Here is a 24,331-nt window from a genome sequence, read left to right as displayed (position 1 = left end):
GCCTTCGCGGCGGATGGACTCTATGGTCGGATCATGGTCTATCGTAAGGGCGTTCGCCGCCGAGGACGGGCCGGAGCATGATGGGGTTGCCGCCCGGCATCATGTGGGTGATCGCCACCTTCGCGTTGACGGTCAGCCTGCTGCGCTGCGTATTCCTTCGTGACAATCTCACCGATCGGCTGATCAACCGTGCGCTGACCGTGTGCAGCTTCGGGGTGGTCCTCATCGTGTTGATCGAGCCGTTCGGCGTCGACGCGATCACTCACATGCGCGCGATATTCGGCTTCGCGGGCCCGAGTTGCATCTACGGCGCCGCACGACTGCTCGCGGGCGCGGATCCGCACGACGCCTGGCAGCGGCAGCGCCGATACGACTTGTTGGCGGTGGCGGGCATCGCCGTGACGCTGACGATCGACGCGGCACACTTCTTCGGGGCCGTGCCCGCGAGTGTGCCGAAAGCGTGGTACAGCATGGCGGCCACCCTGGAGTGTGTACCGGTCGCGCTGTCCGGATTTCTGTTGCTGCGGGCCGGGATCCGCGAGATCCGATCCGACCGGACACCGTTCGTCCGCAGGCTTGTCTTCACGCTGTTCGCCGCGGTGGCGGGTTTCTGGATCTGCTACGCCGCGGCGCTGCTCGTGCTGTATTTCCGTGGCGCGCCGATGGCCGATCTCGGGCAGCAGTGGTCGATCGCCGGGTTCTCCTTCTTCACGGCCATCATCGGCCTGATGGGGATTCCGCTGGTGCATATCGCGCTGGTCCGCCTCGACCTGGACCGGGACAGCCGGGACTGCCGTCGCTTGCATCCGCTCTGGTCCGATCTCATCGCCGCCGTCCCACACGTCGCGCTCGCACCCGAGGCCGTCGCCGACCGAGGACCCGCGTCGCGGCGGTATCGGATGGCCATCGAGATCCGCGACGCCCTGCTGCAACTGCGTCGCCACGCCGCCGACTACCGCCCCGACGACCTTCGCGGCCAGACGCTGCGCCTGGTGTCCGCGGCCGAATCCGCGTCGCGGGAACCGCGACTCGCCGCGCACGGCCACGACTCCGAACTGCGCGACCTGCTCGACCTTGCGGCGCGCTGGCCGCGCGTGAAACGCGACTATCTCGCCGCCACACCGGATTCCGTGCTCAGCCTCTAGCGGGCGACCCGACGATGATGCTGCCGACGCTGCATTCCTCGAGTTCGTCCACGCCCGCCGCCGTCACGAAGGCCGCGGTGTCGCCGAATCCCTGCGCGCAGGCGCCGAGCCCCATGGCCGTCGCCACCAGGTACACGGTCTGCATGAGCACGCCGACATGTTTGAGGATGACCGCGTAGGACACCTGTTCGTAGGTCCACATGATCCGCCCTGACCGCGCGCCCATCACGATGAGCACCTGCGGTTCGGCGCCGTCGGCAAGGGTCGCCGAGGTGGACTTCACCAGTTTGGCCACCGCGGTACTGTCGGCCGCGGCGACCGGGCGTAGGACGTGGTCGTGGGAGTCGTAGTGGTACATGCCAGGTGCGAGACCCGCGACATTGCGCACCACCGGGTACAGCTCGAGTTCGTAGACGCTGCCGCCGCTCGGGTACGGCTTGGCGACCAGTTCCTCGCCATCGACCTCCGAACGCACGCCTTTGCTGCGCGCCGTGCGATACAGCAGTTCGCCCAGCTGCGCGACTGTCATCGGCGCGTTGTCGTCGAAGGCGCGGGTGGAGATCCGGTCCTCGATGACGGCGGTGAGGGATGGGTCCTGTGCGCGCAGTTCGTCGAGATCGGGCACCGGCAGCGCGATCGCCTCGCCCGGATAGGGCGCCTTGCGTGCGGGCGGCTGCGGGAACTGCCCCTTCGCCCATTTGGTCGGGCCGAAATGTTCCCAGGTGACGACTCGGTCGCCGAGCGTCGAGCGACGGTGGAACCAGAGATCGGGGGCACTCCACCCGCGCGTGGTGAAAGCGCGTCCCTCCGTGTCCGCGTCGGCGACGAGGAATCCGAGGCGGAACAGGTCATCGGCGAAGCGCGTGCGGACCGCCTCCGGCAGTGCGGTCTCGGTGTTCGCGTCGAGCAGGGTCAGCAGGCGCGCGTCGTGGATGCGCACATCGCACCAGGACAGCGGATGTTCCAGGACGAATCCGTCGGCGTCGCGATGGAGTACCGCGAATTTCGACAGCACCGCCGAGGAGGTCGGACTCGAATCGCTGCGCTCACCCGGCCTGCCGAAGGGGTGCACGGTGTAGAGGTCGTGGCCGCTGTCGCGCACCGTCACCGCCAGCCAGCCCGCGGCGTCGAGTCGTTGTAGCAGGTCGCTTATGTTCTCGCCGCCCGCTGCCGTGCTGAGTTCGGCGATGGTGGCCGGTCCGCGATTGAGGGTTTTGAGGGTGAGCAGTTCGGCTTTGCTCAACCCGGTCAGCTTCTGATTGATCGGGGGATCGAGCAGGATCGCGCCCGCCGGGGTGGTCAGGCAGGTCGCGCCCGCGCGCAGGGACAGTCGGGTCTGGTCGAAGGAGGTGAGGGTCGGCACGGCGGTGACTCGCTCTCTACTCGGCGATCGCGACCAGCGCGGGATTCAGTTTGTCGAGGATGTAGGGGACCGACAGTGGGGTCGGTTGGTTCACCGCGGTGATGTCGAGCGTGGTCAGGAACACCACCGCGTTGTTCTTCACCGCGGGCAGGTCGGCGTATCCGGGCAGTTGGCGGTACTTCTCCTCGTAGCCGGGGGAGTAGCCCGCGAGCAGCAGGTCGGCGGTGACTTCGTTCAGGCGTTCGGTGGACAGCGCGAGGCGGCCGCCGCTCGAGGGTTGTTCGGTGAGGTTCTTCGGGATGCTCATGCCGAGTTCGGCGAATACCCGCGACGATCCGTCGGCGGGGTCGGTGAGCACCATCACCTGGGCGGGGCTGCCGAACCAGGTGCTGGCGAAGGTTTTGCCCTTCAAGCCCGGATTGGCGGCGACGATGCCCGCGATCTTGCCGTCCACGCTCGCGATCACCGCGGCGGCGCTGTCCTGTTTGCCGAGGATCTTGCCCAGTGTGGTGACCTGGTCCTGCCATTTGCCGACCGAGTCCCTGGTCAGTCCGGGCACGGTGGGGGCGACTCGGGAAAGGTCGTCGTAGGTCTTCTGGTCGGCGATGAAAGGGTCTACCAGGATCAGGTCGGGTTCGAGGGCGGCGACCTGTTCGGAGATATTGGCGATGCTGTCCAGGGATGTGGATGAGGCCAGTTTGTCGGGTTGCCATGGGGGTTTGCCCTTGGCGGCGATGGCGACATTGTCCAGGTAGCCGACGGGGACGGTGTCGAGGGCGAGGGCGGTGTCGAGCCATTGGTTGCCGAGGGTGACGATGCGTTGGGGGGTGCTGTTCAGGGTGGTTTCGCCTCGGGCGTGGGGGATGACGATGGAGTCGGTGGTGGGGGCGGTGTTGTCGGGTGATCCGCATCCGGTGATTGCGAAGGCGAGTGCGCCCGCCAGCGCTGTGATGGTCGCGCGGGTGAAACTGCGTCTTGGGCGGGCAGGCTTCATCGTTGTTTACCTTTCTTGGCGGGTGATCGGTCCCGCGTCGAATCACCTTGGAGCGGTGGGTATGGCTGTTTGCTCAGTTCGTGGCTGACGGAGAATGGGTGTTCACCGTCCCGTGAGGACTCGACCGCTGATTGAGAATCGCGATCTGATCGCTGCGTTGAGACGCGATGGTTTCGCCTTTGGTGTTGTGGGGGTGTTGGGGTTGCTCCGAAGGGTGGGGTTTCTGGGGATGGTGTGAGTTGGGTGTGGCTGCTCGGTAGCGGTGTGGGGCTGGGTTTGTAGGACACCGCACGACGCTGAGGTACAGCTACCCAATGGTTTGACGCGGCTGTGTTTATTGGCGTCGACTTCGTCGCCGCGGGTTCGCGGCCCTGGGAGTCTCGCGTCCCAGCGGGCGATACTTGCTCCTGCGTCGCATTGTCTCGCCCGCTGGGACGCGAGACGGCCGCGAACCGTCGCTCGTCGGGCTCGCTCCCTTGTGGTCGGGTGAGGGGGGATGTGCGGGTTCGGGTTTGGTTGGTGGGACGTGAGATGGCTGCGAACCGTCGTTCGTCGGGCTCGCTCCCTTGGGGCTGGGTGGGGCTTGGAATGAGGCACTCTTCGGTTTGCCGAGGGTTGGTTCGGGGGTGGGGCGGGTACGGACTGTCGCTTGTCGGGCTTGCTCCCGAGGGGGGAGGGGTGTTGCGGCGGGGAGGGTCTGAGTCAGCCAAGGCTAACCTATGTGGCTGGTTGGGTGGGGGTGGTTCGGTTGGCTTGATAATTACCTCTGCTAAAGATATTGTGGTCGGGGTAGTTTCGAGTGTGAGGGGTTTTCGTGACCGATTTGTCCGTTGGCCCAGGTCGTGTTCGTCGTCCGCGTTATGACAGGGACCATCCGCGCTACAAGTGGATCGCGCTCACCAATACGACGCTCGGTGTGTTGCTCACCGCGGTCAACTCCTCGATCCTGCTGATTTCGCTGCCTGCCATCTTTCGTGGCGTCGGTATGAATCCGCTCGACGCTTCCAATGTGGGCTACCTGCTGTGGATGCTCATGGGTTACCTGCTTGCCACCGCGGTTCTCGTTGTCATGTTCGGTCGCTTGGGGGACATCTTCGGGCGTGTGCGCATCTACAACCTCGGGTTCGCGGTCTTCGCGGTCTGTGCGGTCGCGCTGTCCATCGATCCGGGGCACGGCACCGCGGGGGCGCTGTGGATCATCGTGTGGCGAATCGTGCAAGGCGTTGGCGGAGCGATGCTCACCGCCAACTCCTCGGCGATCCTCACCGACGCTTTTCCCGCCAATCAGCGCGGCACCGCGCTCGGTATCAACATGGTCGCCGCCGTCGCCGGATCCTTCCTCGGCCTGCTGATCGGTGGCGTGCTCTCCGAATGGGACTGGCGGGCGGTGTTCTGGGTGAGCGTGCCGATCGCTGTCATCGGGGCCGTGTGGTCCTACCGGTCGCTGCACGAGGTCGGCATCCGCACCGAGGGGCGCCTCGATTGGGCGGGCACCATCACCTTCGGTCTCGGGCTGACCGCGCTGCTCACCGGCATCACCTACGGCATCCAGCCTTACGGCGGGCACGCCACCGGGTGGACCAGTCCGTTCGTGCTCGGCTCCGTGCTCGGCGGCCTGCTGTTGCTCGTCGCATTCTGCGTGGTCGAGACCCGCGTCGCCCAACCCATGTTCGATCTGGCGCTGTTCCGCATCCGGGCCTTCGGTCTCGGCAACTTCGCCAACCTGATGGCCTCCATCGGGCGCGGCGGCATGCAGTTCATGCTCATCATCTGGTTGCAGGGCATCTGGTTGCCGCTGCACGGCTACGACTTCGAATCGACACCACTCTGGGCGGGCATCTACATGCTGCCGCTCACTGTCGGATTCCTCGCCGCCGGACCGCTGTCGGGCTGGCTGTCCGATCGCTACGGCTCGCGCCCGTTCACCACCGGCGGCGCGCTGATCACCGGCGCCACCTTCATAGCGCTGCTGATCATTCCCGTCGACTTCGACTATCGACTGTTCGCGCTGATCATCCTCGTCAACGGACTCGGCAGCGGCCTGTTCTTCTCGCCCAACACCGCCGCCATCATGTCCAGCGTGCCCGCCGCCGAACGCGGCGCCGCCTCCGGCATGCGCGGCACCCTCTTCAACGGCGGCAACGCCCTGTCCATGGGCATCTTCTTCTCCCTCATGGTCGCCGGACTCGCCGCGGGACTGCCCGACGCCCTCGACGCCGGTCTGCGAGACCAGGGCGTCTCGGCCTCCGCCGCCGCCGAAGTCGCCGCGACCCCGCCGGTGGCGAGCATGTTCGCCGCCTTCCTCGGCTTCAACCCCGTCGAAGAACTCCTCGGGCCCACCGGCGAACTCACCGCCCCCGGCGTGCACGCCGACACCCTCACCGGCCAGGAATTCTTCCCCAACCTCCTCACCGGCCCCTTCCACACCGGCCTCGTAGTGGTCTTCCTCACCGCCGCCGCCATGATGCTGCTCGCCGCCATCGCCTCCTGGTTCGGCGCCGAAAAGCCCGTCCTCGACGAAGAAACCCTCGACACCGAAGTCGAAGTTCCCGTCCCCGCGCGCTGACACGTCGTCGACAGTCCGGTTCGGTGCGACCGCCTTCGCCCCGACATCGCCCACCGCTGCCTCTGCACCGCCCTGGGCAGGCGCGCGATGAGCGGGGGCGATTTGGGAACGACCTGGGCGTTCACCTATGCTTGACCGGTTGCCTGCGGGAGCTCTACCCGCGATCCGGCCGCGAACCCCCGGTGGAGGAGATTCCGCCGGCAGGCGCGCGTTTCGGTGGTGACATGACCATGCTCGTCGGGTCGGCAATCCGGCGGGCTTATACGTCCAGGTCAAGGAGGCTGAAGTGATTCAGCAGGAGTCGCGGCTGCGCGTCGCCGACAACACGGGAGCGAAGGAAATCCTTTGCATCCGCGTTCTCGGTGGATCGTCGCGCCGCTATGCCGGAATCGGCGACATCATCGTCGCCACCGTGAAGGACGCCATCCCGGGCGGCAACGTCAAGCGGGGTGACGTGGTGAAGGCCGTCGTCGTGCGCACCGTCAAGGAACGCCGCCGTCCCGACGGTTCCTACATCAAGTTCGACGAGAACGCGGCCGTGCTCATCAAGCCGGACAACGATCCGCGCGGCACCCGCATCTTCGGCCCGGTCGGCCGCGAACTGCGCGACAAGAAGTTCATGAAGATCGTCTCGCTCGCCCCGGAGGTGCTCTAGATGAAGGTGCACAAGGGTGACACCGTGCTTGTCGTCTCGGGCAAGGACAAGGGCGCCAAGGGCAAGGTCATCCAGGCCTTCCCGAAGGAGAACCGGGTCCTGGTCGAGGGCGTGAACCGGATCAAGAAGCACGTCGCGAACTCCGCCAACCAGCGCGGCGCCTCCTCGGGCGGCATCGTGACCCAGGAAGCCTCCATCCACGTGTCCAACGTGATGGTCGTCGACTCCGACGGCAACCCGACCCGCGTCGGCTACCGGACCGACGAGGAGACCGGCAAGCGGGTTCGCATCTCCCGTAAGAGCGGGAAGGACATCTGACTATGACCACGACCGAGAAGATCCAGCCGCGCCTCAAGCTTCGCTACCGCGAGGAAATCAAGGACGCGCTGAACAACGAGTTCAACTACGCCAACGTGATGCAGATCCCCGGCGTGGTGAAGGTCGTCGTGAACATGGGTGTCGGCGACGCCGCCCGCGACGCGAAGCTCATCAACGGCGCGGTCAGCGACCTGGCCCTGATCACCGGCCAGAAGCCGGAGATCCGCAAGGCGACCAAGTCCATCGCGCAGTTCAAGCTGCGTGAGGGCATGCCGATCGGCGCGAAGGTCACCCTGCGCGGCGACCGCATGTGGGAGTTCCTCGACCGCCTGGTCTCCATCGCGCTGCCCCGTATCCGCGACTTCCGCGGCCTGTCGCCGAAGCAGTTCGACGGCAACGGCAACTACACGTTCGGCCTGAGCGAGCAGTCGATGTTCCACGAGATCGACGTGGACAAGATCGACCGCCCGCGCGGTATGGACATCACCGTGGTCACCACCGCGACCAACAACGAAGAAGGCCGTGCCCTGCTCAAGCACCTCGGCTTCCCGTTCAAGGAGAACTGAGCACATGGCTAAGAAAGCACTGGTCAACAAGGCCAACGCCAAGCCGAAGTTCGCGGTCCGCGCCTACACCCGCTGCCAGCGGTGCGGTCGCCCGCACGCGGTCTACCGCAAGTTCGGCCTGTGCCGCGTGTGCTTGCGCGAAATGGCGCACCGCGGCGAACTCCCCGGAGTTCACAAGAGCTCCTGGTGAGCCCGCGCCCCTGAGGCGCGCCTGAAACCGAATACCGCGAAAGACACGGACTCCCCGAGTCCGTGTCTTTCGGGCGTCCGATGGGTGGTGTGGAGAATGGGCTCAGTCGCACGCGCTTCACACCACGGTGAGCGCGATCGTCGGGTCCAAGCGGCGAAGATCGTCAGGATCGGAGGTCACCACAGTTGCCGCGCGCGTGGCGCGAGCGCAGACGATCACGTGGGCATCGACGACATCGGTGGTGCCTGACCTTGCCAGCAATGTGCCCACCGCAAGTGCGTGTCGACGATCGAGCTCAGCGACGATCAAGCCATCGGCTGCCAGCAGGCGTGCGATCGGATGTTGGCGGGGACTGTTGCGCCACGCTTGGCTGAGTACGGTCGCAGGCAGCGTGATACGTCGACGTGCTCCAATGGCGGTCTGGATCAATGCGGCCGTCCTCGCGTCACGCTTCTCTATTCCGATCAGCGCGCCGGTGTCCAGGACGATCATGCGACTTCATCGATGGAGTCGAGGCCGAGTGTCGCGCGGGCCCAGGCGAGGTCGGCGTCTGTCACTCCCGCCTCCGTGGCGAGTTCGTCGGCGGCCTGCTCGGCCGCGAACCAGTCGGGCTCTCTGCGGGCGATCTCGGAAAACCAGGCCGATACCGACGTCGCTTCTCCTTGTGCGACCGCGTTGTCGGCCTTGGCCGCGACTTCGTCGGGGACGCTGATAGTGATCCGCTTCATACCCGAATCCTATCACCGAGTATGAACATGTTCATACTCGCTGGTGTGTGGTTCAGGAAGTGCTTTTGCGGAAGAACAGGACGTGGTCGTGGTCTATCAGGGGGAGGGTTTTGCGGATTTGTCGGATGCCCGCGTTGGGGAGGAAGGTGAGGTTGGCGAAGCTGCGGGTATTGCCGAATGCGACGCGTAATTTGTTCTCGGTGGCGAAATGGGCGCCGTAGGTCGCCAGCCATTCGAAGTCGAGGGGGAGCAGGGGGTCCTGGACGGTGCTCGTGCCGGGGGGTCTGCCGAGGGCGGCGTACTGGGTGGGGCGGCCGCCGTCGTAGCGGCACAGCTCGTAGGAGCGGTTGTCGGTGGCGGTGACGCTGATCACCGGCCAGTCCTGCGAAAGGCGCAGCGCGAGCGGGTGTTTGCCGACGGGGGCGAGTTCCCAGTTCAGGCTCATCACGGTGACCCAGCCGCCGTCCGACATCTCGATCAGCACCACATCCTCGCCGAGGGTGCTCGCCGGATTGAATTCGGCCGCGCCCAGAGCGCCCGGGTCCGGGTAGGCGGTGCTGTCGACCGGCTGGATGTCGTCCATGGCGTAGGCGGCGACGATGGCGGCCTTCAACTGGGCGATCGCGTCGCGGTCGGGACAGCGCACACCGAGCGCGCCGAATGTGGGGCCGATCTCCACCGGCATCGACGGCGGTTCCGGATCCGAGCCCGGCGTGAGCGGGCGCATGCCGACCAGCGCGAGTCGCCAGTTGATCTCCTCGACCGTCGACAGGTCACCCGAGGTCTTGCGCAGGATTTGCTGTTGGGTGATGCGGCCCGCCTGTTCCAGCGTCCGGCACTCCAACTCGGTCAGCGCCTGCACCGACTTCGGGGTGAGATCCAGGTCGGGCACCGAACACGCGCGCAACCGGATCTGCAAACTCATCGGGGTGAACGCGGAATAGTGCTCCCGATACATCGAGATCGCTTGCTTGCGGGAGCGCCCGACCATCAAAGTGCGCAGCAGGGTGCTCAAGCTCGCCAGGTATTTGCCCGCCAGTTCTGGACTGGCGGAGGCGAGGTCGGCGCGGATGCGGGCGGCATCGACGGTGGCGGCGACGGCCGCGTTCTGATCGAGTCTGCCCAGCCAGACGCCGCATTTTCCGAGTCCGTCGGCGCAGGTACCCGCCACGTGCGGGTAGGCCTGGGCGACCTCGCGGTAGGTGTGGCAGGCGTTGCGGATCGTGCTCACCGCCAGTTCGCGGTGACCGGTCTGGCGGGTAGCCTGCTCGAATGTACGCAGCGCTTCCTGCACGTCACCCGCGTGCCTGGCGCTGACGTAACCGTTCGCGAGCCAATGCAGCCGGATCCCGACCGCCTCCTGTGCGGGCGCTATCGCCTCGGGCGTGCGGTCGCGCGGCGCACCGTTCGTCTTGGTCGCGAGCAGCGCTTTGGCCAGCTCGTTCAGCGTGGCCGCGAGCTGCAGTTCACTCTCGGGGGTCCGATCCCTGGCCGCGCTGCGGTCAACCGCCACTTGGCGCTCGATCGCGCTCAATTCCATCGCGATCCTCAACTCGCGCATCACCTTCCGCACACGGGCGTCGATTGGCCGCACTCGTGCTCGCTGAGTGTGCCATATTCGGCGGCGCGCCGCTGCGGAAGGGCCGTCACCGGTTCTTTCGGCAAACCGCCGCCGACCGGCCGTCGTGCGTGAGGGGCGGGGAGTGAGCGCTTACGTCGTGACGGGTTCGGCATCCGGGATGGGCTCGGCGGTCGGGGCGTGCGGTGACCGGGCGCGAACAGCGGTTCGGGTGAGCGGGCGGCGCGTCAGGCGTCGAGGATCACCGTCACCGGACCGTCGTTGGTGAGATCGATACTCATGTGCGCGCCGAAACGGCCCGTCGCGACGGTCGCGCCCGCGTCGCGCAGCGCATCCGCGAAGACCTCCACGATGGGTTCGGCCACCGCGCCGGGCGCGGCCGCGGACCAGGATGGTCGCCGCCCCTTCGCCGTGTCGGCGTACAGGGTGAACTGGCTGACGACCAGGATCGGCGCGCCCAGGTCGGCGGCGGACCGTTCGCCGGACAGAATCCGCAACCGCCACACCTTGTCCGCCAACGCTTTCGCCCGCTGCGCGTCATCCCCGTGCGTCACACCGACCAGCGCGACCAACCCCTGCGGATTCGGCTCGATCCGACCGACAACCGCACCGTCGACGCTGACCTGCGCCGCGGTGACACGCTGGAGAATTACACGCATCCCCAGATCGTCGCATCCGATGTCGACCCGCTCGCGGTCGCGTCGGTCGGATGCGCGCACGGACCTGAGCGCGTCCGACCCGATCGGCGCGACTGTGCCAGGATGGGGCCGAACGACAGCCGTCGGCACACCGCCGCATCGCACGGCGGAGCCGGTCGGCGTTCGATGCGACGACGAGAGGTTGCGACGTGACCACCTCACACGGTCCGGATGGTGACGACGCTCGCCGCGCGGATCCGACCGCCGAATCCGCCGCGTTCCCCGACGATTTCGCAGGTCCGGCCGGGTCTTCTCCGCCCTCGGCCGAAGGTGGTGCGTCCGCCTCGACGACGTGGCAGGCCGGTTCCGCCGGGGAGCCGGGTACCGCTTCGATCGAATCCCTCGCCGCCGCCGAGGGCGTACCTGTTCCCGACCCGACTTCGGGCGAAGAAGGTGATGCTGCCTCTCGCACGCATGAACGTGACGCTGCGACCGGACCGGTCGAGGGTGCCGCCTGCGCTCGGATGGTCGAGCGTGCCGCCGCGACCTGGATGGTCGAAGGGGACACTGCCGCTTGGGTGGTAGCGGAAGGTTATGCCGCCGCTTCGGCCGCCAGTGCGGATGGGTTCGCCGAGCGGAGTCAATTGGATGCCGAAATCCCGAGTGCCACAGGGGAATCCGCGGATTCTGATGTCCGCGAATCCGTGGCGGAGCCTGCGCGCGATTCCCGTTCGTCCCACGTCGGCGATGCCTCGGTCGATGCGGTATCGGCCGAGGACCTTCCGGACATCGGCTTCGCCATCGCCGACGAACCACTCGACGCCGAGGAACGCGCGAAACGGCTGAGTCACGGGATCGCCCGCGCGCTCGCCGCGATCGGCCCGCCCGGTTGGCTCCGCCTCGAGGCGGTGTTCACGCTCACCGTCGGCGCCGAGATGGTGCAGGTGTTCTTCTTCGACGAGCACGAGCGGTCGGTGCGCGCGCATCCTGACCGGGACGTGCTGGCCCTGGTGCGTGAACACCGGCATCTGTCGGCGGAATTGGGTGACGGTCCGTGGTGGCGGATGCTGCTCGCCTTGACCGACGAGGGCGTGATCGAGGTGGATCACGACTACGGCGACGAACCGTTTCCGGACGACCAACTGTTCCCGAGGGAGGTGTATGCCGCCGACCTCGAGGTCTACCCGCGCGCGAATCTGCCCGTGTGGCTGGCGGCGTATATCCGCCACGGCGGCAGGCAGTCACGGCCCGCGCGGGTGGCGGCGGCGGGGGCGCGCGCGGATCGGGAAGCCGATGTGCGGGCGGTGCGCAGCGAGGGGGATTTCCCGGCGCTGCCGGTGCTGTGGGGGCGGTGGGCGGTGATGTCGGCGGCGTTCGTGGCGGCCGAATCGCAGTGGGGGCCGCGTATTCTGCCCGCTCTCGGGTTCTTCGAAGGTTCGCGGCGCAGCGGTTCGACGCTGTATGTGCTGCCCGGCGGTCGCGCGGTGCTTTCCGGCGGGGTGTGGGACGCCGAGCGGCTCGACGCCACCTACAACGGCGGTCATGCCGCGCCGCTGCTGTACGCGGGTGCGCCCGCGTGGGTCGCGAATCCGGTGTTGAACCCTCGTGCCGGGAACGGTCTGCTTTCCTTCTGCTACTGGTGGGAGGCCGGTGAGTGGTATCGCGGCGACTCGCCCGGTTCCGAACATCTGGTGGACGCGCTGCCGGGAATCTGGACCACCGAAACCGTCGTCGCGGTCATCTGCGACCTGTTCGCCGAGCAGCCGGACCCGCGGGCGCGCGCGGCCGTGGACACTCTGGTCTCGGCCGCCGAAGTCGGGGTGGTCACGCGCGACACCCTGGTCGAAGTATTCGGCGACACCGGCGATTTCGATATCGACAGTGCCTACTACCAGCTCACGCTGGCCGGTGTCACACTCGCCGAACCCGAGCCGATGCCCCGCGAGGAAGCCATCGCGCGGGTGCGCCGCTACATCACCGACAACGGTCCGCAAAGCGCGGGCTATCCGCTGGACGAACTGCGGGCCGACCGGATCGATATCGGCTGGATGGTCTACGCCCCCACCCGCCCCGACGAGATCGCCCTCGGCCGCGCCATCTTCTACGTCGCCGACGACGGTGTCCTCGAACAGTCTTCGTCCTCGGTGGCGCCTTCGATCTATGTCGCCGAGTTCGAACGGCGTTTCCAGCAGCGGCACGGTTCCTCGGGCGGTTGAGTGGTGCGCGCCCGCCCGGTCTCGACATCGGATGTGGCGAGTCGCCCGCTGACGATCAGGAATCGACGTCGCTGATCACGGCGTCGACGGCTCGGAGCCGCGCTCGGGTGTGGGCTTGGTATTCCGACGTGCGGAATTCGGTGTTCCACAGTACTTCTCGTAGTCGTAGCGGACCCGGTTCCACAATTCACGCGGCATGGCGTCGATGCAGCCGCCGAGATGTTCGCCGCGCAGGTCGACGGCGCCGTCCGGGGTGAGGATCGTCTCGACGTGGATCACCCCGGCGCGGACGAACCACAAAGCCCGCTGGTCGGCCACGACGGTGGTCCACAGGGGTTCGTCGTCGGCGCGGGTGGCGCGTGTGCTCATCGGATCATGGCTCCGTATACGGTTTTCAGTCGGGCATGCGGGGATGGTCCGCGAGATCGGCGCGGTATCGAGCGCCACAGCCCTGGACGAGGACGGCCATCGACGCGGGCATGCGCGAGATTCGGGCCCGTTCCTGATTCGAGTCCGAAACCGTGCGGCAGTACCGATATGTGCACGTCCGTTTCATTCGTTGCGGGCGATCCGATCCCCGCGCGGATCACGCACGGTAGGTGTCGCCGTGACGGGTCACGCTGTGCTGCACTCTATTACGCCACCCACTCGTTCCGCCGCCACCCCGGTGGCGCACATGCGTCGAACGCCCCATCCATCGAGTCCGCAAGCGGTCGTACGGATCTGAGCTATCCGACAGCGAGAATGTTTCCGCGATTCCCGAAGTCGATCTTCAGGACCAGGCCGTGCGTGATCGAGCAGTGCGGCTGATCTGCCTTGCGCGGTGCCGAAAGGGTGGCAAGTGTCGGGCGAAGGTCACCGCTCGGTATCGCCGACCGCCGGAGGGAACACCTCGGTGGAATCGGTTTCTCGGACAGCTCCCGTGTGGGCAGCTCGTCGCACGGGATCGCGCATGACCGCGGCGGTGGTCGTCCACGCGCGCAGCGTCTCGCGGAGGGGACCGGAGTCTGCGGCGGTCATCGTCAGCACCAGCGCGTCGCGGAGTTCCGAGATCGCCGCGTCGCGGTCGTCACGATCGAACTCCGCGAGCCACGCGAGTTGACCCAACTCGATCGGAGCGGGGACATCGGTTCGCGCGAGTGCTGCCTCGGCGGCGAGCAATTACGTGACCACCGCCGTAGCTTCGGTAAGCGCCGCGAGACGTTTCGCCGCGAACATGACGAGGATCGAACCGACGGTCAGAATTCGAGGTCTTGCCAGGGGATGTGGATCGGGAAGGGGTGGTCGGTGTGGATGGCTTCGGAGTCTTTCGGGGTCCATTCCTCGGTCGGTAGGTAGTTGGAGGGGTAGAGGGGGTGTACGCCTTCGGGGAGTGGGCCGTGTTCGCGTTCGAGCGCGAATATTCGGATCATGGCGATGGCGCTTCTCTCCCGTTCGAGAGTCACTTCCCAGTACCAGGGGATGCCTGCCTTGGCGTATCTGGCTCGTTTGGCGATCATGTCGGTTTGGGAGTTGGAGGGGGAGAGGACTTCGCCCGCTACCAGAACATCGGCAGCTCGGATGTCCTGGTAGGGCGCGTCGAGGCATCGGTAGACGAGGAAGTCGGGGGTCACGAAGTCGGATTTGCCGCTCGAGCCGAAGAAGACGTTCGTCTCGAAGTCGACTCGCCAGCACCGGTCCGGCGCACCTTTCATGGCGGCTTTCGCGTTCTGCTTCAGCGAACTCGTCAGGGCGAAGGTGAATGCCTGATGCTCCGCCGGTCCACGCCGCAGCCAGACGACGCGTCCGTCCCACAGTTCGATTTGGCGCGCGACCTCTTCGGGTAGCTGTTCCAGCTGCTCCCACGTCATGTACTCGGGGAGGTCGGGGTGTTCGATCCGCGGACGCGCCATGTCGCTCATGGTAGTCGGTCGATTCGCTGTTCAGCATTCCGTTATCGCAGGTCGCAGCTATGTTCGTAGCGAGCGGCCGCCGTCCGTCGCGACAATCGGAGCGCTTTGTGATCCGGACGACATCCTGTCGGAGATGCGGGACGGCGCGGTCGCCGTCGATCGGGCAGGCTCGCCTGCGACCCGGCCGAAACGCGGGCACCCGGATTTTGTGCTGATCAGGGGATTGCCTACACTAGGGCGGTTGCCTGGGCATTTCCATGTCCGCATGTCCCCGGTCGAACGGCGTGATCGTCGTTCGGGGGAATGCGACCCGCTCGGGCGCCGAGGCTCCGAACGAGTACTCATCCGGTCGACAAGAGTCGGCCGGACCGCCGAATTGTTGTAGGCCCACGATTCGTGTGCGCGAAGCGCTGACGTGCGTGAACGCACGCGGATGTTGCATGGGAACCGCAGCGAGAAAGGTGTCAAGGTCGAACCATGACCATGACTGATCCGATCGCAGACTTCCTGACGCGTCTGCGCAACGCCAACTCGGCGTACCACGATCAGGTGAAGGCTCCGCACTCGAAGATCAAGGCGAACATCGCCGAGATCCTCAAGCGCGAGGGCTACATCGCCGACTACCGCACCGAGGACGCACCCGTGGGCAAGGCCCTGGTCGTCGACCTCAAGTACGGTCCGAGCCGGGAGCGCAGCCTCCAGGGGCTGCGCCGGGTGTCGAAGCCGGGTCTGCGTGTGTACGCGAAGTCCACCAATCTGCCCAAGGTCCTCGGCGGCCTCGGCGTGGCGATCATCTCCACGTCGACCGGCCTGCTCACCGACCGTCAGGCGGCAAAAGCCGGCGTGGGCGGCGAAGTCCTCGCCTACGTCTGGTAAGGGAGGACTGGAGACATGTCGCGTATCGGCAAGAAGCCCATCGCAATTCCGTCCGGCGTCGAGGTGACCATCGACGGCCAGGCCGTGTCGGTGAAGGGGCCCAAGGGCACCCTCTCGCACACGGTCGCCGAGCCGATCGTGGTCGGGAAGGGCGAGGACGGCCAGCTCGAGGTCACGCGCCCCAACGACGAACGGCAGAACCGCGCGCTGCACGGCCTGACCCGCACCCTGGTCGCCAACATGATCGAGGGCGTCACCAAGGGCTACGAGAAGAAGATGGAAATCTTCGGCGTCGGTTACCGTGTCGCCGCCAAGGGCTCGAACCTCGAGTTCGCCCTCGGCTACAGCCACCCGGTGCCGATCGAGGCGCCCGAAGGCATCACCTTCGCGGTGGAATCGCCCACCAAGTTCTCCGTGTCCGGGATCGACAAGCAGAAGGTCGGTCAGATCTCCGCGGTGATCCACGGACTGCGCAAGCCCGACCCGTACAAGGGCAAGGGCATCCGCTACGCCGGCGAGGTCGTTCGCCGCAAGGTCGGAAAGACAGGTAAGTGACGATGGCGCAAACCGCAAACCAGATCGCCAAGCGCAAGCCGCGTGGCAAGGACGTGTCGACCACGCGTCGGCTGTCCAAGACCCGCCGTCACTTCCGTCTGCGCAAGAAGGTCGTCGGCACCACCGAGCGTCCGCGCCTGGTCGTCAACCGCTCCTCGCGGCACCTGCACGCGCAGCTGGTCGACGATTCGGTCGGCAAGACCATCGCCGCCGCCTCCTCCATCGAGGCCGATGTGCGCGCACTGGACGGCGACAAGTCGGCCAAGAGCAAGAAGGTCGGCGAACTGCTGGCCGCGCGCGCCAAGGCCGCCGGTGTCGAAGCCGTGGTGTTCGACCGTGGTGGTCACGATTACCACGGGCGGATCGCCGCCTTGGCCGACGCCGCTCGTGAAGGTGGGTTGAAATTCTAATGAGCGCAGCTTGCGGAGCGAATAGTGAGCACAGCTCCCGATTCGATTTCATCAATGGAAGGAACGTCTGATGCCGGGACGTCAGAGGCGTGACGGCGGCAACGGACCCGCCGGACAGAACGGAAACTCCCCCGAGGGCGGCCGCGACAACCGTCGTGGCGGCGGCGATCGTCGCGGTGGCGGCGACCGCCGCGACAACGCCGCGGAGAAGAACCAGCTCGAGCGCGTCGTCGCGATCAACCGCGTCTCCAAGGTCGTGAAGGGTGGTCGTCGCTTCAGCTTCACCGCCCTCGTGATCGTCGGTGACGGCAACGGCCTGGTCGGCGTCGGCTACGGCAAGGCCAAGGAAGTTCCCGCGGCCATCCAGAAGGGCGTCGAGGAGGCTCGCAAGGGCTTCTTCCGCGTTCCGATGATCGGCTCCACCATCACCCACCCGGTTCAGGGTGAGGCGGCGGCCGGTGTGGTCATGCTGCGTCCGGCCTCGCCCGGTACCGGTGTGATCGCAGGTGGCGCGGCTCGTGCCGTGCTGGAATGCGCGGGCATTCACGACATTCTGGCCAAGTCGCTCGGCAGCGACAACGCGATCAACGTCGTGCACGCGACCGTCGAGGCCCTCAAGCAACTCCAGCGTCCCGAAGAGGTCGCGGCCCGTCGTGGCCTGGCGCTCGAGGATGTCGCCCCGGCGGGCATGCTGCGTGCGCGCGCCCAAGCAGCGGGAGGTGCCAGGTAATGGCGGATCTCAAGGTGACCCAGATCAAGAGTTCGATCGGCGCCAAGCAGAATCAGCGGGACAGCCTGCGCACCCTCGGCCTGCGTGGCATCCGCAAGACGGTGGTCCGCGAGGACAACGCCCAGAACCGCGGGCTGATCAACGTCGTGCGCCACCTCGTGACAGTTGAGGAGGTCTGACATGACCATCAAATTGCACCACCTGCGCCCGGCTCCGGGTTCCAAGACCGAGAAGACCCGCGTCGGTCGCGGTGAGGGCTCCAAGGGCAAGACCGCTGGTCGCGGCACCAAGGGCACCAAGGCGCGCAAGAACGTCTCGGCGGCCTTCGAGGGCGGGCAGATGCCGCTGCACATGCGGCTGCCCAAGCTCAAGGGCTTCACGAACCGGTTCCGCGTGGAATACCAGGTCGTGAACGTCGGCAGGCTCGCCGAGCTGTTCCCCGATGGCGGCGCCGTCGGCAAGGACGAGCTGGTCGCGGCGGGCGCCGTGCGCAAGAACCAGCTGGTCAAGGTTCTCGGCGACGGTGAGATCGGCGTCGCGGTCCAGGTGACCGTCGACAAGGTGACCGGCTCCGCCAAGGAGAAGATCACCGCGGCCGGCGGTTCTGTCACCGAGCTGGGCTGACGGTATTCTCGACTCGTAGTGGCACCGGACGGGTGAAGGCCCGTCCGGTGCCACTGTTAGAGTTCAACTGTTGTCTGCCAAGCCTCGTCATGGTTTCGGCGTTCTCCAGAGTTGGACATCGCTGAAATATCCATGTCATGACCATGTCGTTCGCGCCAGGAGGATCTGTGCTTTCCGCCTTCGTATCGGCCTTCCGGACTCCGGATCTACGGCGGAAGATTCTCTTCACGCTGGGGTTGGTCGCGCTGTACCGCATGGGTGCCTCGCTGCCGTCCCCCGGGGTCGACTACAAGGCCGTGCAGGAGTGCATCGACCTGGTCTCCGGCGGTGATTCGCAGGGCATCTACCAGCTCATCAACCTGTTCTCCGGTGGTGCGCTGCTCCAGTTGTCGGTCTTCGCGATCGGCATCATGCCCTACATCACCGCGAGCATCATCATCCAGCTGCTGACGGTCGTCATCCCGCGGTTCGAGGAACTGCGCAAGGAAGGCCAATCCGGCCAGACCAAGATGACGCAGTACACGCGCTACCTCTCGGTCGCGCTGGCGATCCTGCAGGCCACCGGCCTGGTGGCGCTGGCGGCGCGCGGACAGCTGCTGCAGGGCTGCCAGAAGGACATCCTTGCCGACACCTCGATCTTCGGCATGGTCATCATCGTCCTGGTCATGACGGCGGGCGCGGCGCTGGTCATGTGGTTCGGCGAGCAGATCACCGAGCGCGGCGTCGGCAACGGCATGTCGCTGCTGATCTTCGCCGGTATCGCGGCCCGCATCCCCACCGAGGGCAAGAACATTCTCGACAGCCGCGGCGGCCTGATCTTCGGCCTGGTCTGCGTGGCGGCCTTCGCGATCATCGTCGCGGTGATCTTCGTCGAACAGGGGCAGCGCCGGATTCCGGTGCAGTACGCCAAACGCGTGGTCGGCCGCAAGATGTACGGTGGCTCGTCCACTTATCTGCCGTTGAAGGTCAACCAGGCGGGCGTCATCCCCGTGATCTTCGCGTCTTCGCTGCTCTATCTCCCGAACCTGATCGCTCAGCTGACGGGTTCCCAGAACGCGACCGATCCGAACTGGTGGCAGGAGATCATCCAGAAATATCTGGTGAATCCCGGCAACCCGGTCTATATCGCGATCTACTTCGGTTTGATCGTGTTCTTCACCTACTTCTACGTCGCGATCACCTTCAACCCGGAGGAACGCGCGGACGAGATGAAGAAGTTCGGCGGCTTCATCCCGGGCTACCGTCCGGGCAAGCCGACGGCTGATTACCTGAATTTCGTCCTGAGCCGCATCACCCTGCCCGGCTCCATCTACCTCGGTCTGGTCGCGGTGCTGCCGAACCTGTTCCTCGACATCGGCGCGTCCGGTGGCACCCAGAATCTCCCGTTCGGCGGTACCGCGGTGCTCATCATGGTGAGCGTCGGTCTCGACACCGTGAAGCAGATCGAGAGCCAGCTGATGAATCGAAATTACGAAGGGTTCCTCAAGTGAGAGTTGTTCTGCTAGGTCCGCCGGGAGCCGGCAAAGGCACCCAGGCCGTCCTGCTGTCCGAGAAGCTGGGCGTTCCGCACATCTCGACCGGGGATCTCTTCCGCGCCAATATCAGCCAGCAGACCCCGCTCGGCCGCGAAGCGCAGAAGTACATGGACGCGGGCGATCTGGTCCCGAGCGATGTGACCAACCGCATGGTCGAGGCGCGGGTCGCCGAGCCCGACGCCGCCAACGGTTTCGTGCTCGACGGCTACCCCCGCACGGTCGACCAGGCCGACGCGCTGGAGAAGATCCTCGGCGACGCGGACACCAAGCTCGACGCGGTGCTGTGCTTCGTCGTGCCCGAGGACACCGTGGTCGACCGGATGCTCGCGCGCGGGCGTGACGACGACAACGAGGGCGTGATCCGCAACCGCCTCCGGGTGTATCGCGAGGAGACCGAACCGCTGCTCGACCACTACGACGGTCTCGTCGTCACGGTTGACGGCGTCGGCGAGGTCGACGAGGTCAACGCCCGCGCCATCGCGGCGCTGGGACACTGATGCCCCCGACCGGACAACGCTGAGCCGCCATGGTTTTCGGTCGCAACAAGAACAAGAAGGTGGTGCCGTTCCGTACCGCCGGTGAGCTCGACGCGATGGCGGCGGCAGGCGCCGTCGTCGGCCGCGCCCTGGTCGCGGTGCGCGAGGCCGCCAAGCCCGGCGTGTCGACACTGGAGCTGGACGAGGTCGCCGAACAGGTGATCCGCGATGCGGGCGCGGTGCCGTCCTTCAAGGGCTACCACGGTTTTCCCGCATCGATCTGCGCCTCGGTCAACGATCGGGTCGTGCACGGAATCCCCACCGCGGCGGAGGTGCTCGGCCTCGGCGATCTGGTCTCCATCGACTGCGGCGCCATCCTCGACGGCTGGCACGGCGATTCGGCGTGGACCTTCGGCGTCGGCGAGATCATCGAGGCCGATCAACTGCTGAGCGAGGCCACCAGACTGTCCATGGAGGCGGGGATCGCGGCGATGCTGCCCGGTAACCGACTCACCGACGTGTCGCACGCCATCGAACTCGGCACCCGCGCCGCCGAGCGCGAACACGGCCGCGCCTACGGCATCGTCGACGGGTACGGCGGCCACGCCATCGGCCGCGAGATGCACATGGACCCGTTCCTGCCGAACGAGGGCGCACCGGGCAAGGGCCCGAAACTCGTGGTGGGGTCGGTACTGGCCATCGAGCCGATGCTGACGCTCGGCGGCACCGACACCAAGGTGCTCGGTGACGACTGGACGGTGGTCACCACCGACGGCAGTCGCGCGGCGCATTGGGAACATACGGTCGCCGTCACCGAGGACGGTCCCCGAATCCTCACCTTGCGTCCCGAGTGATGTCCGGCGCCGTGCGCGATTCGTAATCGACGTGTCGAATTCCACCGTTCGATACTGTGGATTCACTCTGATCGACTGTCGTTGACCGACGAACCGATCGGCGCGACTGCCGGTCGGGTCGGCCAATGCCCGGTGTCGAGTCGATCGGACAGTCGTGACCAATGAATATGCCAAGGCCGAACTCGCTTCGATCCTGGATCAGGTACAGGAGCAGTTTCGCACTATCGCGCGGATCCAGGGTGTCCGTGCCGAATTGACCGGCACCGCCAGTGTTCTCAAGGGGCGAGTGCGGATGACCGTCGATGCGAACGGGACGGTCGTCGAGACGAAATTCGGCCCGTCGATCGAGGATTTGAGCTATGCCGAGATCGCGAAGGCCGTCACCGACGCGGCGCAGCGTGCCGCCGCGGATCTGGCCGAGCGTCAGAGCGAGCTGATGCGGCCGCTGGACGAACAACGCGCCAGACTTCCCAAACTCTCGGATCTGATCGAAGGTATGCCTGATCTCGCGCTGCCCAACGCGCCGAAACCGGGTCCGGTCACCGCGGGCGACGGCGAGCGGCCCGGATTCGAGAATGTGGAGATAGTGTCGGATACGCCGACCCGGAAAGCCACCGACACGGTGTGGTGATCGAATTTCGCACTGTCGTGCGATTATTCGGCGCGTTGATACCCGTGCCTCCGGCCACGGCCTGAGGCGACCTCGGTTGATCAGCCTGTGCCAAGATGGGCGCTGACACGGTTCGGGCAACGCGACGCCGTCGCGGATCGACGGCGTCGGGTGGCGCGTGAGGAGATTGGCGCGACGTGACCAGCACAGGTGACCAGCCCGCCGAGGATCGGCGCGACGAAACAACGGATGAACCAGGCGGCGCGGACGCCGAGACCGAGACGCCCGACGTGGCTTTCGCGCTCGGGGAGGATGCGAGCCCTGTCGGTACCGCCGAACGCGCAAGGACGCTCGGCCATGGCATCGGCCGCGAATTGGCTCTGTTGGGTCCGCCCGATTGGGTCGAGGTGGAGGCGGGCTTCGCGTTCACGACGACCGCGGAGTCGGCGGTGGTCGTATTCACCGACGAGCAGCGGCGTCTCGTGCGTGTGCAGCCGAGCGACAAGGTGTTGGCGCTGGTCCGCGAACACCGGCACGTGTCCGCTCAACTCGGTGACGGGCCATGGTGGCGAATGGAACTGGCGCTCAGTCGCGCGGGCGAGATCGATATCGACTACGACTACGGTGACGAGCCCTTTCCGGACGACCAGTTGTTCGCGGCCGATGTCTACCGCGCCGACCTGGAGACATACCCGCGCTCGTCGCTGCCGGTATGGCTGGCGGCCTACGTCGCACACGGGGGCAGGCAGTCCCGTCGTGCCGATGTCGCCGCCGCGCGTGCGCGCGCGGACCGAGCCTCCGGGGTGCGGGCGGCATTGTCGGAGCAGGACTTTCCGGCATTCCCGGTGATGTCGGCCCGCTGGGCGGTCATCGCGGCGGCGTTCGTCGCGGTCCGCTCGCGGTGGGGGCCGAGGGTGCTGCCCTCGGTGCGGTGGTTCGAGGGAGCGAAACGCAGCGGCTCGACCCTGTACGCGCTGCCGGGTGGTCGCGCCGTGCTCTCGGGCGGTGTATGGAACGCGCCGGAACTCGACGCGATGTACAACCGCGGTGCGCCGATGCCGGAACTGTACGCGGGCGCCCCGGACTGGGTCGCCGATCCGGTGCTGAACCCGCGCGCGGTCACCGGCCTGCTCACTTTCTGCTATTGGTGGGAGGGCGGCAGATGGTATCGCGGTGCGTCGCCCCCGGCGAGTGAGCTCGCGGTCGCCGTTCCAGGGATCTGGTCCTCCGAGACCGTGATCGATGTGGTGACTGGACTCGTCGCGAGCGATCCGAACGAACGGCAGGTGGCGGCCGTGACGACGCTGGTGTCGGCCGCCGAGGTCGGCGTGGTCACCAGGGAGACACTGGTCGACGTCTTCGGCTCCGCTGCCGATTTCGATGTCGACAGCGCGTTCTATCAGCTCGTGATGGCCGGAGTGACGCTGCGGGTGCCCGAGCCGATGCCGCGGGACGAGGCGATCGCCCTGGTGCGGGAGTTCGTGGTCCGAAAGGATCTGGACACCACGGGTTATCCGCTGGACAACCTGCGTGCGGAGCGGATCGGCGTCGGCTGGATGGTGCATGTGCCCACCGCGCCGGGGGAGATCGCACTCGGTCGCGCGATCTTCTATATCGCGGATGACGGTGTGCTGGAACAGTCTTCGTCTTCGGTGGCGCCCTCGGCGTTCGCCGCCGAATTCGAGCGGCGCTTTCAGCTGCGGCACGGTGGTATGGAAATCTGAGGCACGCGGTGGTATTCGGTGCGCGGCTTCGGACACCGCGCGAGTGTGCCACCCGATAGCCCCCTGAAATTGGGGCGCGGCTCACCTGTTCAACCCCTACCGTTCATGCGATCATCGACAGAAGTGGCTAGGCTCGACGACCGGGAGTGTCCATGACCGATCAGGTGCAGGCGTTGACCCAGGAGCTGCGCGGTGTCGCCGGTGAACTGGATACCGCCTCAGGACATGTCCAGGCCATTCTGACCACGCTCGGCGCATCACGCTCCCGGCACTGGGGGGCCTGGGGCTCGGACGAATTCGGTGAGAACTTCTCCGGTGGCGACGGATACGTGAAGTCCGACGGTAACCTCGTCGCCGCGTTGGAATCCAAGATCACGCTGTTGCAGACCTACGCGACGGGTCTGCGCGACGGTGCGACGGAACTCGACAACATGAACCTCGACAACGAGACCACCTTTCAGACCTAGTCGTTCGTAGCGGACAGTTCTTCGTATCTTTCGGACCCGCGGCGCGGGCAGGCAGGCAGGAGAATCCGAATGGCGAACGAGGAGGAGAAGGCGCTACTCGCGGATCTGATGGCGTCCGTCCGCGCGGGGATCGCCGAGATCGAACGGGCACAGCGTAAGCAGGCGACGCTGACCGCGACCGCCTCGGCGGCGGGCAAGCGGGTCACCGTCGTCGTCAACGCGAACGGCGTGGTCATCGAGACGAGGTTCGGCAACGGTGTGGAGGATCTGACCTACGCCGAGCTGGCCCGCGCGTGCACCTCCGCTGCCCAGGACGCTGCGGCCCAGATGCGCCGTAAGACCGAGGAACTGGTCGAGGGGCTACGGCGAGATCAGTCGAGACTGCCGCGCCTGTCCGAATTCATCCCCGGTATGCCCGATGTCCAGGACATGCTGCCCACACCGCCGGAGGTCTCCACCGCGCCCCCGCGCGGCCGGGCGGCGGCTGCCGGAACCGAGGCGGTCGCCGAGGAAGCCGACGGGGCGATGAAGTTCACCGACGTCGTGCCTTGGAATCATGGAGACGGTCCGGCCGCGAAATCGGGCGTGGCCGAATCGGGTTGGTGACCGATGCCAGTACC

At 66.5% G+C, this 24,331-nt stretch carries 29 protein-coding genes; 20 read left to right on the top strand and 9 right to left on the bottom strand.

From position 1 onward, the window contains the following. Window positions 1-77: 77 nt before the first annotated feature. Window positions 78-1,145 carry a DUF6545 domain-containing protein gene (locus tag IT779_RS15195; RefSeq protein WP_196149945.1) on the top strand — a complete coding sequence of 356 codons (1,068 nt, stop codon included), beginning with the start codon at window positions 78-80 and terminating at the stop codon, window positions 1,143-1,145. Here IT779_RS15195 and IT779_RS15190 read toward each other — a convergent pair. Then, entirely contained in the window at window positions 1,135-2,508 is a 1,374-nt protein-coding gene (locus IT779_RS15190; protein WP_332838809.1) for a SagB family peptide dehydrogenase, read from the bottom strand. The genes IT779_RS15195 and IT779_RS15190 overlap by 11 nt on opposite strands. Window positions 2,509-2,524: 16 nt before the next feature. After that, window positions 2,525-3,502, bottom strand: a complete 978-nt coding sequence (locus IT779_RS15185; protein WP_196149944.1) for an ABC transporter substrate-binding protein — start codon at window positions 3,500-3,502, stop codon at window positions 2,525-2,527. 814 nt (window positions 3,503-4,316) lie between these two features. On the opposite strand from IT779_RS15185, the gene IT779_RS15180 reads away from it, so the two are divergent. The 5 genes from IT779_RS15180 to IT779_RS15160 all read left to right on the top strand — a co-directional run bounded on the left by IT779_RS15180 (window position 4,317) and on the right by IT779_RS15160 (window position 7,797). Continuing rightward, entirely contained in the window at window positions 4,317-6,068 is a 1,752-nt protein-coding gene (locus IT779_RS15180; RefSeq protein ID WP_196149943.1) for an MFS transporter, read from the top strand. Between the two features lie 286 nt (window positions 6,069-6,354). Next, entirely contained in the window at window positions 6,355-6,723 is a 369-nt protein-coding gene (gene rplN, locus IT779_RS15175; RefSeq protein ID WP_067861039.1) for a 50S ribosomal protein L14, read from the top strand. Further along, complete coding sequence (gene rplX, locus IT779_RS15170) at window positions 6,724-7,041, top strand: 50S ribosomal protein L24 (protein ID WP_196149942.1); 318 nt, start codon at window positions 6,724-6,726, stop codon at window positions 7,039-7,041. Window positions 7,042-7,043: 2 nt separating this feature from the next. Beyond that, on the top strand, window positions 7,044-7,607 hold the full coding sequence (gene rplE, locus IT779_RS15165; RefSeq protein ID WP_196149941.1) for a 50S ribosomal protein L5: 564 nt from the start codon (window positions 7,044-7,046) through the stop codon (window positions 7,605-7,607). Between the two features lie 4 nt (window positions 7,608-7,611). Continuing rightward, window positions 7,612-7,797, top strand: a complete 186-nt coding sequence (locus IT779_RS15160) for a type Z 30S ribosomal protein S14 (RefSeq protein ID WP_014981705.1) — start codon at window positions 7,612-7,614, stop codon at window positions 7,795-7,797. A gap of 117 nt (window positions 7,798-7,914) precedes the next feature. On the opposite strand, the gene IT779_RS15155 is transcribed toward IT779_RS15160, so the two are convergent. From IT779_RS15155 to dtd, 4 genes are all read right to left on the bottom strand, one after another. Next, window positions 7,915-8,289: a PIN domain-containing protein gene (locus tag IT779_RS15155; protein ID WP_196149940.1), complete on the bottom strand. Its 375-nt coding sequence runs from the start codon at window positions 8,287-8,289 to the stop codon at window positions 7,915-7,917. Continuing rightward, window positions 8,286-8,525 carry a ribbon-helix-helix domain-containing protein gene (locus IT779_RS15150; protein ID WP_196149939.1) on the bottom strand — a complete coding sequence of 80 codons (240 nt, stop codon included), beginning with the start codon at window positions 8,523-8,525 and terminating at the stop codon, window positions 8,286-8,288. The genes IT779_RS15155 and IT779_RS15150 overlap by 4 nt, the downstream gene beginning before the upstream one ends. A gap of 52 nt (window positions 8,526-8,577) precedes the next feature. Then, window positions 8,578-10,065: a hypothetical protein gene (locus IT779_RS15145; RefSeq protein WP_232541758.1), complete on the bottom strand. Its 1,488-nt coding sequence runs from the start codon at window positions 10,063-10,065 to the stop codon at window positions 8,578-8,580. A gap of 266 nt (window positions 10,066-10,331) precedes the next feature. Further along, entirely contained in the window at window positions 10,332-10,763 is a 432-nt protein-coding gene (dtd, locus tag IT779_RS15140; RefSeq protein WP_196149937.1) for a D-aminoacyl-tRNA deacylase, read from the bottom strand. A gap of 683 nt (window positions 10,764-11,446) precedes the next feature. Between dtd and IT779_RS15135 the strand changes: the two genes are divergently transcribed. After that, window positions 11,447-12,958 (top strand): hypothetical protein, encoded by a 1,512-nt coding sequence (locus IT779_RS15135; protein WP_332838808.1) that lies wholly within the window; start codon window positions 11,447-11,449, stop codon window positions 12,956-12,958. Window positions 12,959-13,033: 75 nt separating this feature from the next. Here the strand turns inward: IT779_RS15135 and IT779_RS15130 are convergent, their stop codons facing one another. The 3 genes from IT779_RS15130 to IT779_RS15120 form a co-directional block, all read right to left on the bottom strand. Beyond that, window positions 13,034-13,327, bottom strand: coding sequence for a hypothetical protein (locus IT779_RS15130; RefSeq protein ID WP_196149936.1), 294 nt, complete (start codon window positions 13,325-13,327; stop codon window positions 13,034-13,036). Window positions 13,328-13,813: 486 nt separating this feature from the next. Continuing rightward, window positions 13,814-14,119, bottom strand: coding sequence for a hypothetical protein (locus IT779_RS15125; RefSeq protein WP_196149935.1), 306 nt, complete (start codon window positions 14,117-14,119; stop codon window positions 13,814-13,816). Window positions 14,120-14,196: 77 nt separating this feature from the next. Further along, window positions 14,197-14,850: a Uma2 family endonuclease gene (locus tag IT779_RS15120; RefSeq protein WP_232541757.1), complete on the bottom strand. Its 654-nt coding sequence runs from the start codon at window positions 14,848-14,850 to the stop codon at window positions 14,197-14,199. A gap of 477 nt (window positions 14,851-15,327) precedes the next feature. Between IT779_RS15120 and rpsH the strand changes: the two genes are divergently transcribed. The 13 genes from rpsH to IT779_RS15055 all read left to right on the top strand — a co-directional run bounded on the left by rpsH (window position 15,328) and on the right by IT779_RS15055 (window position 24,317). Further along, window positions 15,328-15,726 carry a 30S ribosomal protein S8 gene (rpsH, locus tag IT779_RS15115; RefSeq protein WP_196149934.1) on the top strand — a complete coding sequence of 133 codons (399 nt, stop codon included), beginning with the start codon at window positions 15,328-15,330 and terminating at the stop codon, window positions 15,724-15,726. Window positions 15,727-15,741: 15 nt separating this feature from the next. Further along, window positions 15,742-16,281, top strand: a complete 540-nt coding sequence (gene rplF, locus IT779_RS15110) for a 50S ribosomal protein L6 (protein ID WP_196149933.1) — start codon at window positions 15,742-15,744, stop codon at window positions 16,279-16,281. Between the two features lie 2 nt (window positions 16,282-16,283). After that, complete coding sequence (gene rplR, locus IT779_RS15105; protein ID WP_232541756.1) at window positions 16,284-16,691, top strand: 50S ribosomal protein L18; 408 nt, start codon at window positions 16,284-16,286, stop codon at window positions 16,689-16,691. A gap of 70 nt (window positions 16,692-16,761) precedes the next feature. Continuing rightward, window positions 16,762-17,421: a 30S ribosomal protein S5 gene (gene rpsE, locus IT779_RS15100; RefSeq protein WP_196149932.1), complete on the top strand. Its 660-nt coding sequence runs from the start codon at window positions 16,762-16,764 to the stop codon at window positions 17,419-17,421. Continuing rightward, complete coding sequence (gene rpmD / locus IT779_RS15095; RefSeq protein WP_040864898.1) at window positions 17,421-17,600, top strand: 50S ribosomal protein L30; 180 nt, start codon at window positions 17,421-17,423, stop codon at window positions 17,598-17,600. The genes rpsE and rpmD overlap by 1 nt, the downstream gene beginning before the upstream one ends. 1 nt (window position 17,601) lies before the next feature. Then, window positions 17,602-18,045, top strand: a complete 444-nt coding sequence (gene rplO, locus IT779_RS15090; protein WP_196149931.1) for a 50S ribosomal protein L15 — start codon at window positions 17,602-17,604, stop codon at window positions 18,043-18,045. Window positions 18,046-18,212: 167 nt separating this feature from the next. Next, window positions 18,213-19,535 carry a preprotein translocase subunit SecY gene (gene secY / locus IT779_RS15085; RefSeq protein WP_196149930.1) on the top strand — a complete coding sequence of 441 codons (1,323 nt, stop codon included), beginning with the start codon at window positions 18,213-18,215 and terminating at the stop codon, window positions 19,533-19,535. Further along, window positions 19,532-20,077 (top strand): adenylate kinase, encoded by a 546-nt coding sequence (locus IT779_RS15080; RefSeq protein WP_196149929.1) that lies wholly within the window; start codon window positions 19,532-19,534, stop codon window positions 20,075-20,077. Before secY ends, IT779_RS15080 begins: the two co-directional genes overlap by 4 nt. A gap of 29 nt (window positions 20,078-20,106) precedes the next feature. Beyond that, a complete protein-coding gene (map, locus tag IT779_RS15075; protein ID WP_196149928.1) occupies window positions 20,107-20,910 on the top strand; it encodes a type I methionyl aminopeptidase in 804 nt (267 codons plus the stop codon). Window positions 20,911-21,064: 154 nt separating this feature from the next. Further along, the gene (locus tag IT779_RS15070; protein WP_196149927.1) at window positions 21,065-21,541 is read left to right on the top strand and encodes a YbaB/EbfC family nucleoid-associated protein; all 477 of its coding nucleotides are present in this window, start codon (window positions 21,065-21,067) and stop codon (window positions 21,539-21,541) included. Window positions 21,542-21,717: 176 nt separating this feature from the next. Beyond that, complete coding sequence (locus IT779_RS15065) at window positions 21,718-23,244, top strand: hypothetical protein (protein WP_332838807.1); 1,527 nt, start codon at window positions 21,718-21,720, stop codon at window positions 23,242-23,244. Window positions 23,245-23,396: 152 nt separating this feature from the next. Continuing rightward, on the top strand, window positions 23,397-23,711 hold the full coding sequence (locus tag IT779_RS15060) for a hypothetical protein (protein ID WP_196149926.1): 315 nt from the start codon (window positions 23,397-23,399) through the stop codon (window positions 23,709-23,711). 69 nt (window positions 23,712-23,780) lie between these two features. Beyond that, window positions 23,781-24,317 (top strand): YbaB/EbfC family nucleoid-associated protein, encoded by a 537-nt coding sequence (locus tag IT779_RS15055; RefSeq protein WP_196149925.1) that lies wholly within the window; start codon window positions 23,781-23,783, stop codon window positions 24,315-24,317. The last annotated feature ends 14 nt before the right edge of the window (window positions 24,318-24,331 follow it).

This window comes from Nocardia bovistercoris (assembly GCF_015674855.1).
GTDB lineage: Bacteria > Actinomycetota > Actinomycetes > Mycobacteriales > Mycobacteriaceae > Nocardia > Nocardia bovistercoris.
Note: the sequence above shows the minus strand (reverse complement) of the source record. Positions and strands in the feature narration are given on the sequence as shown.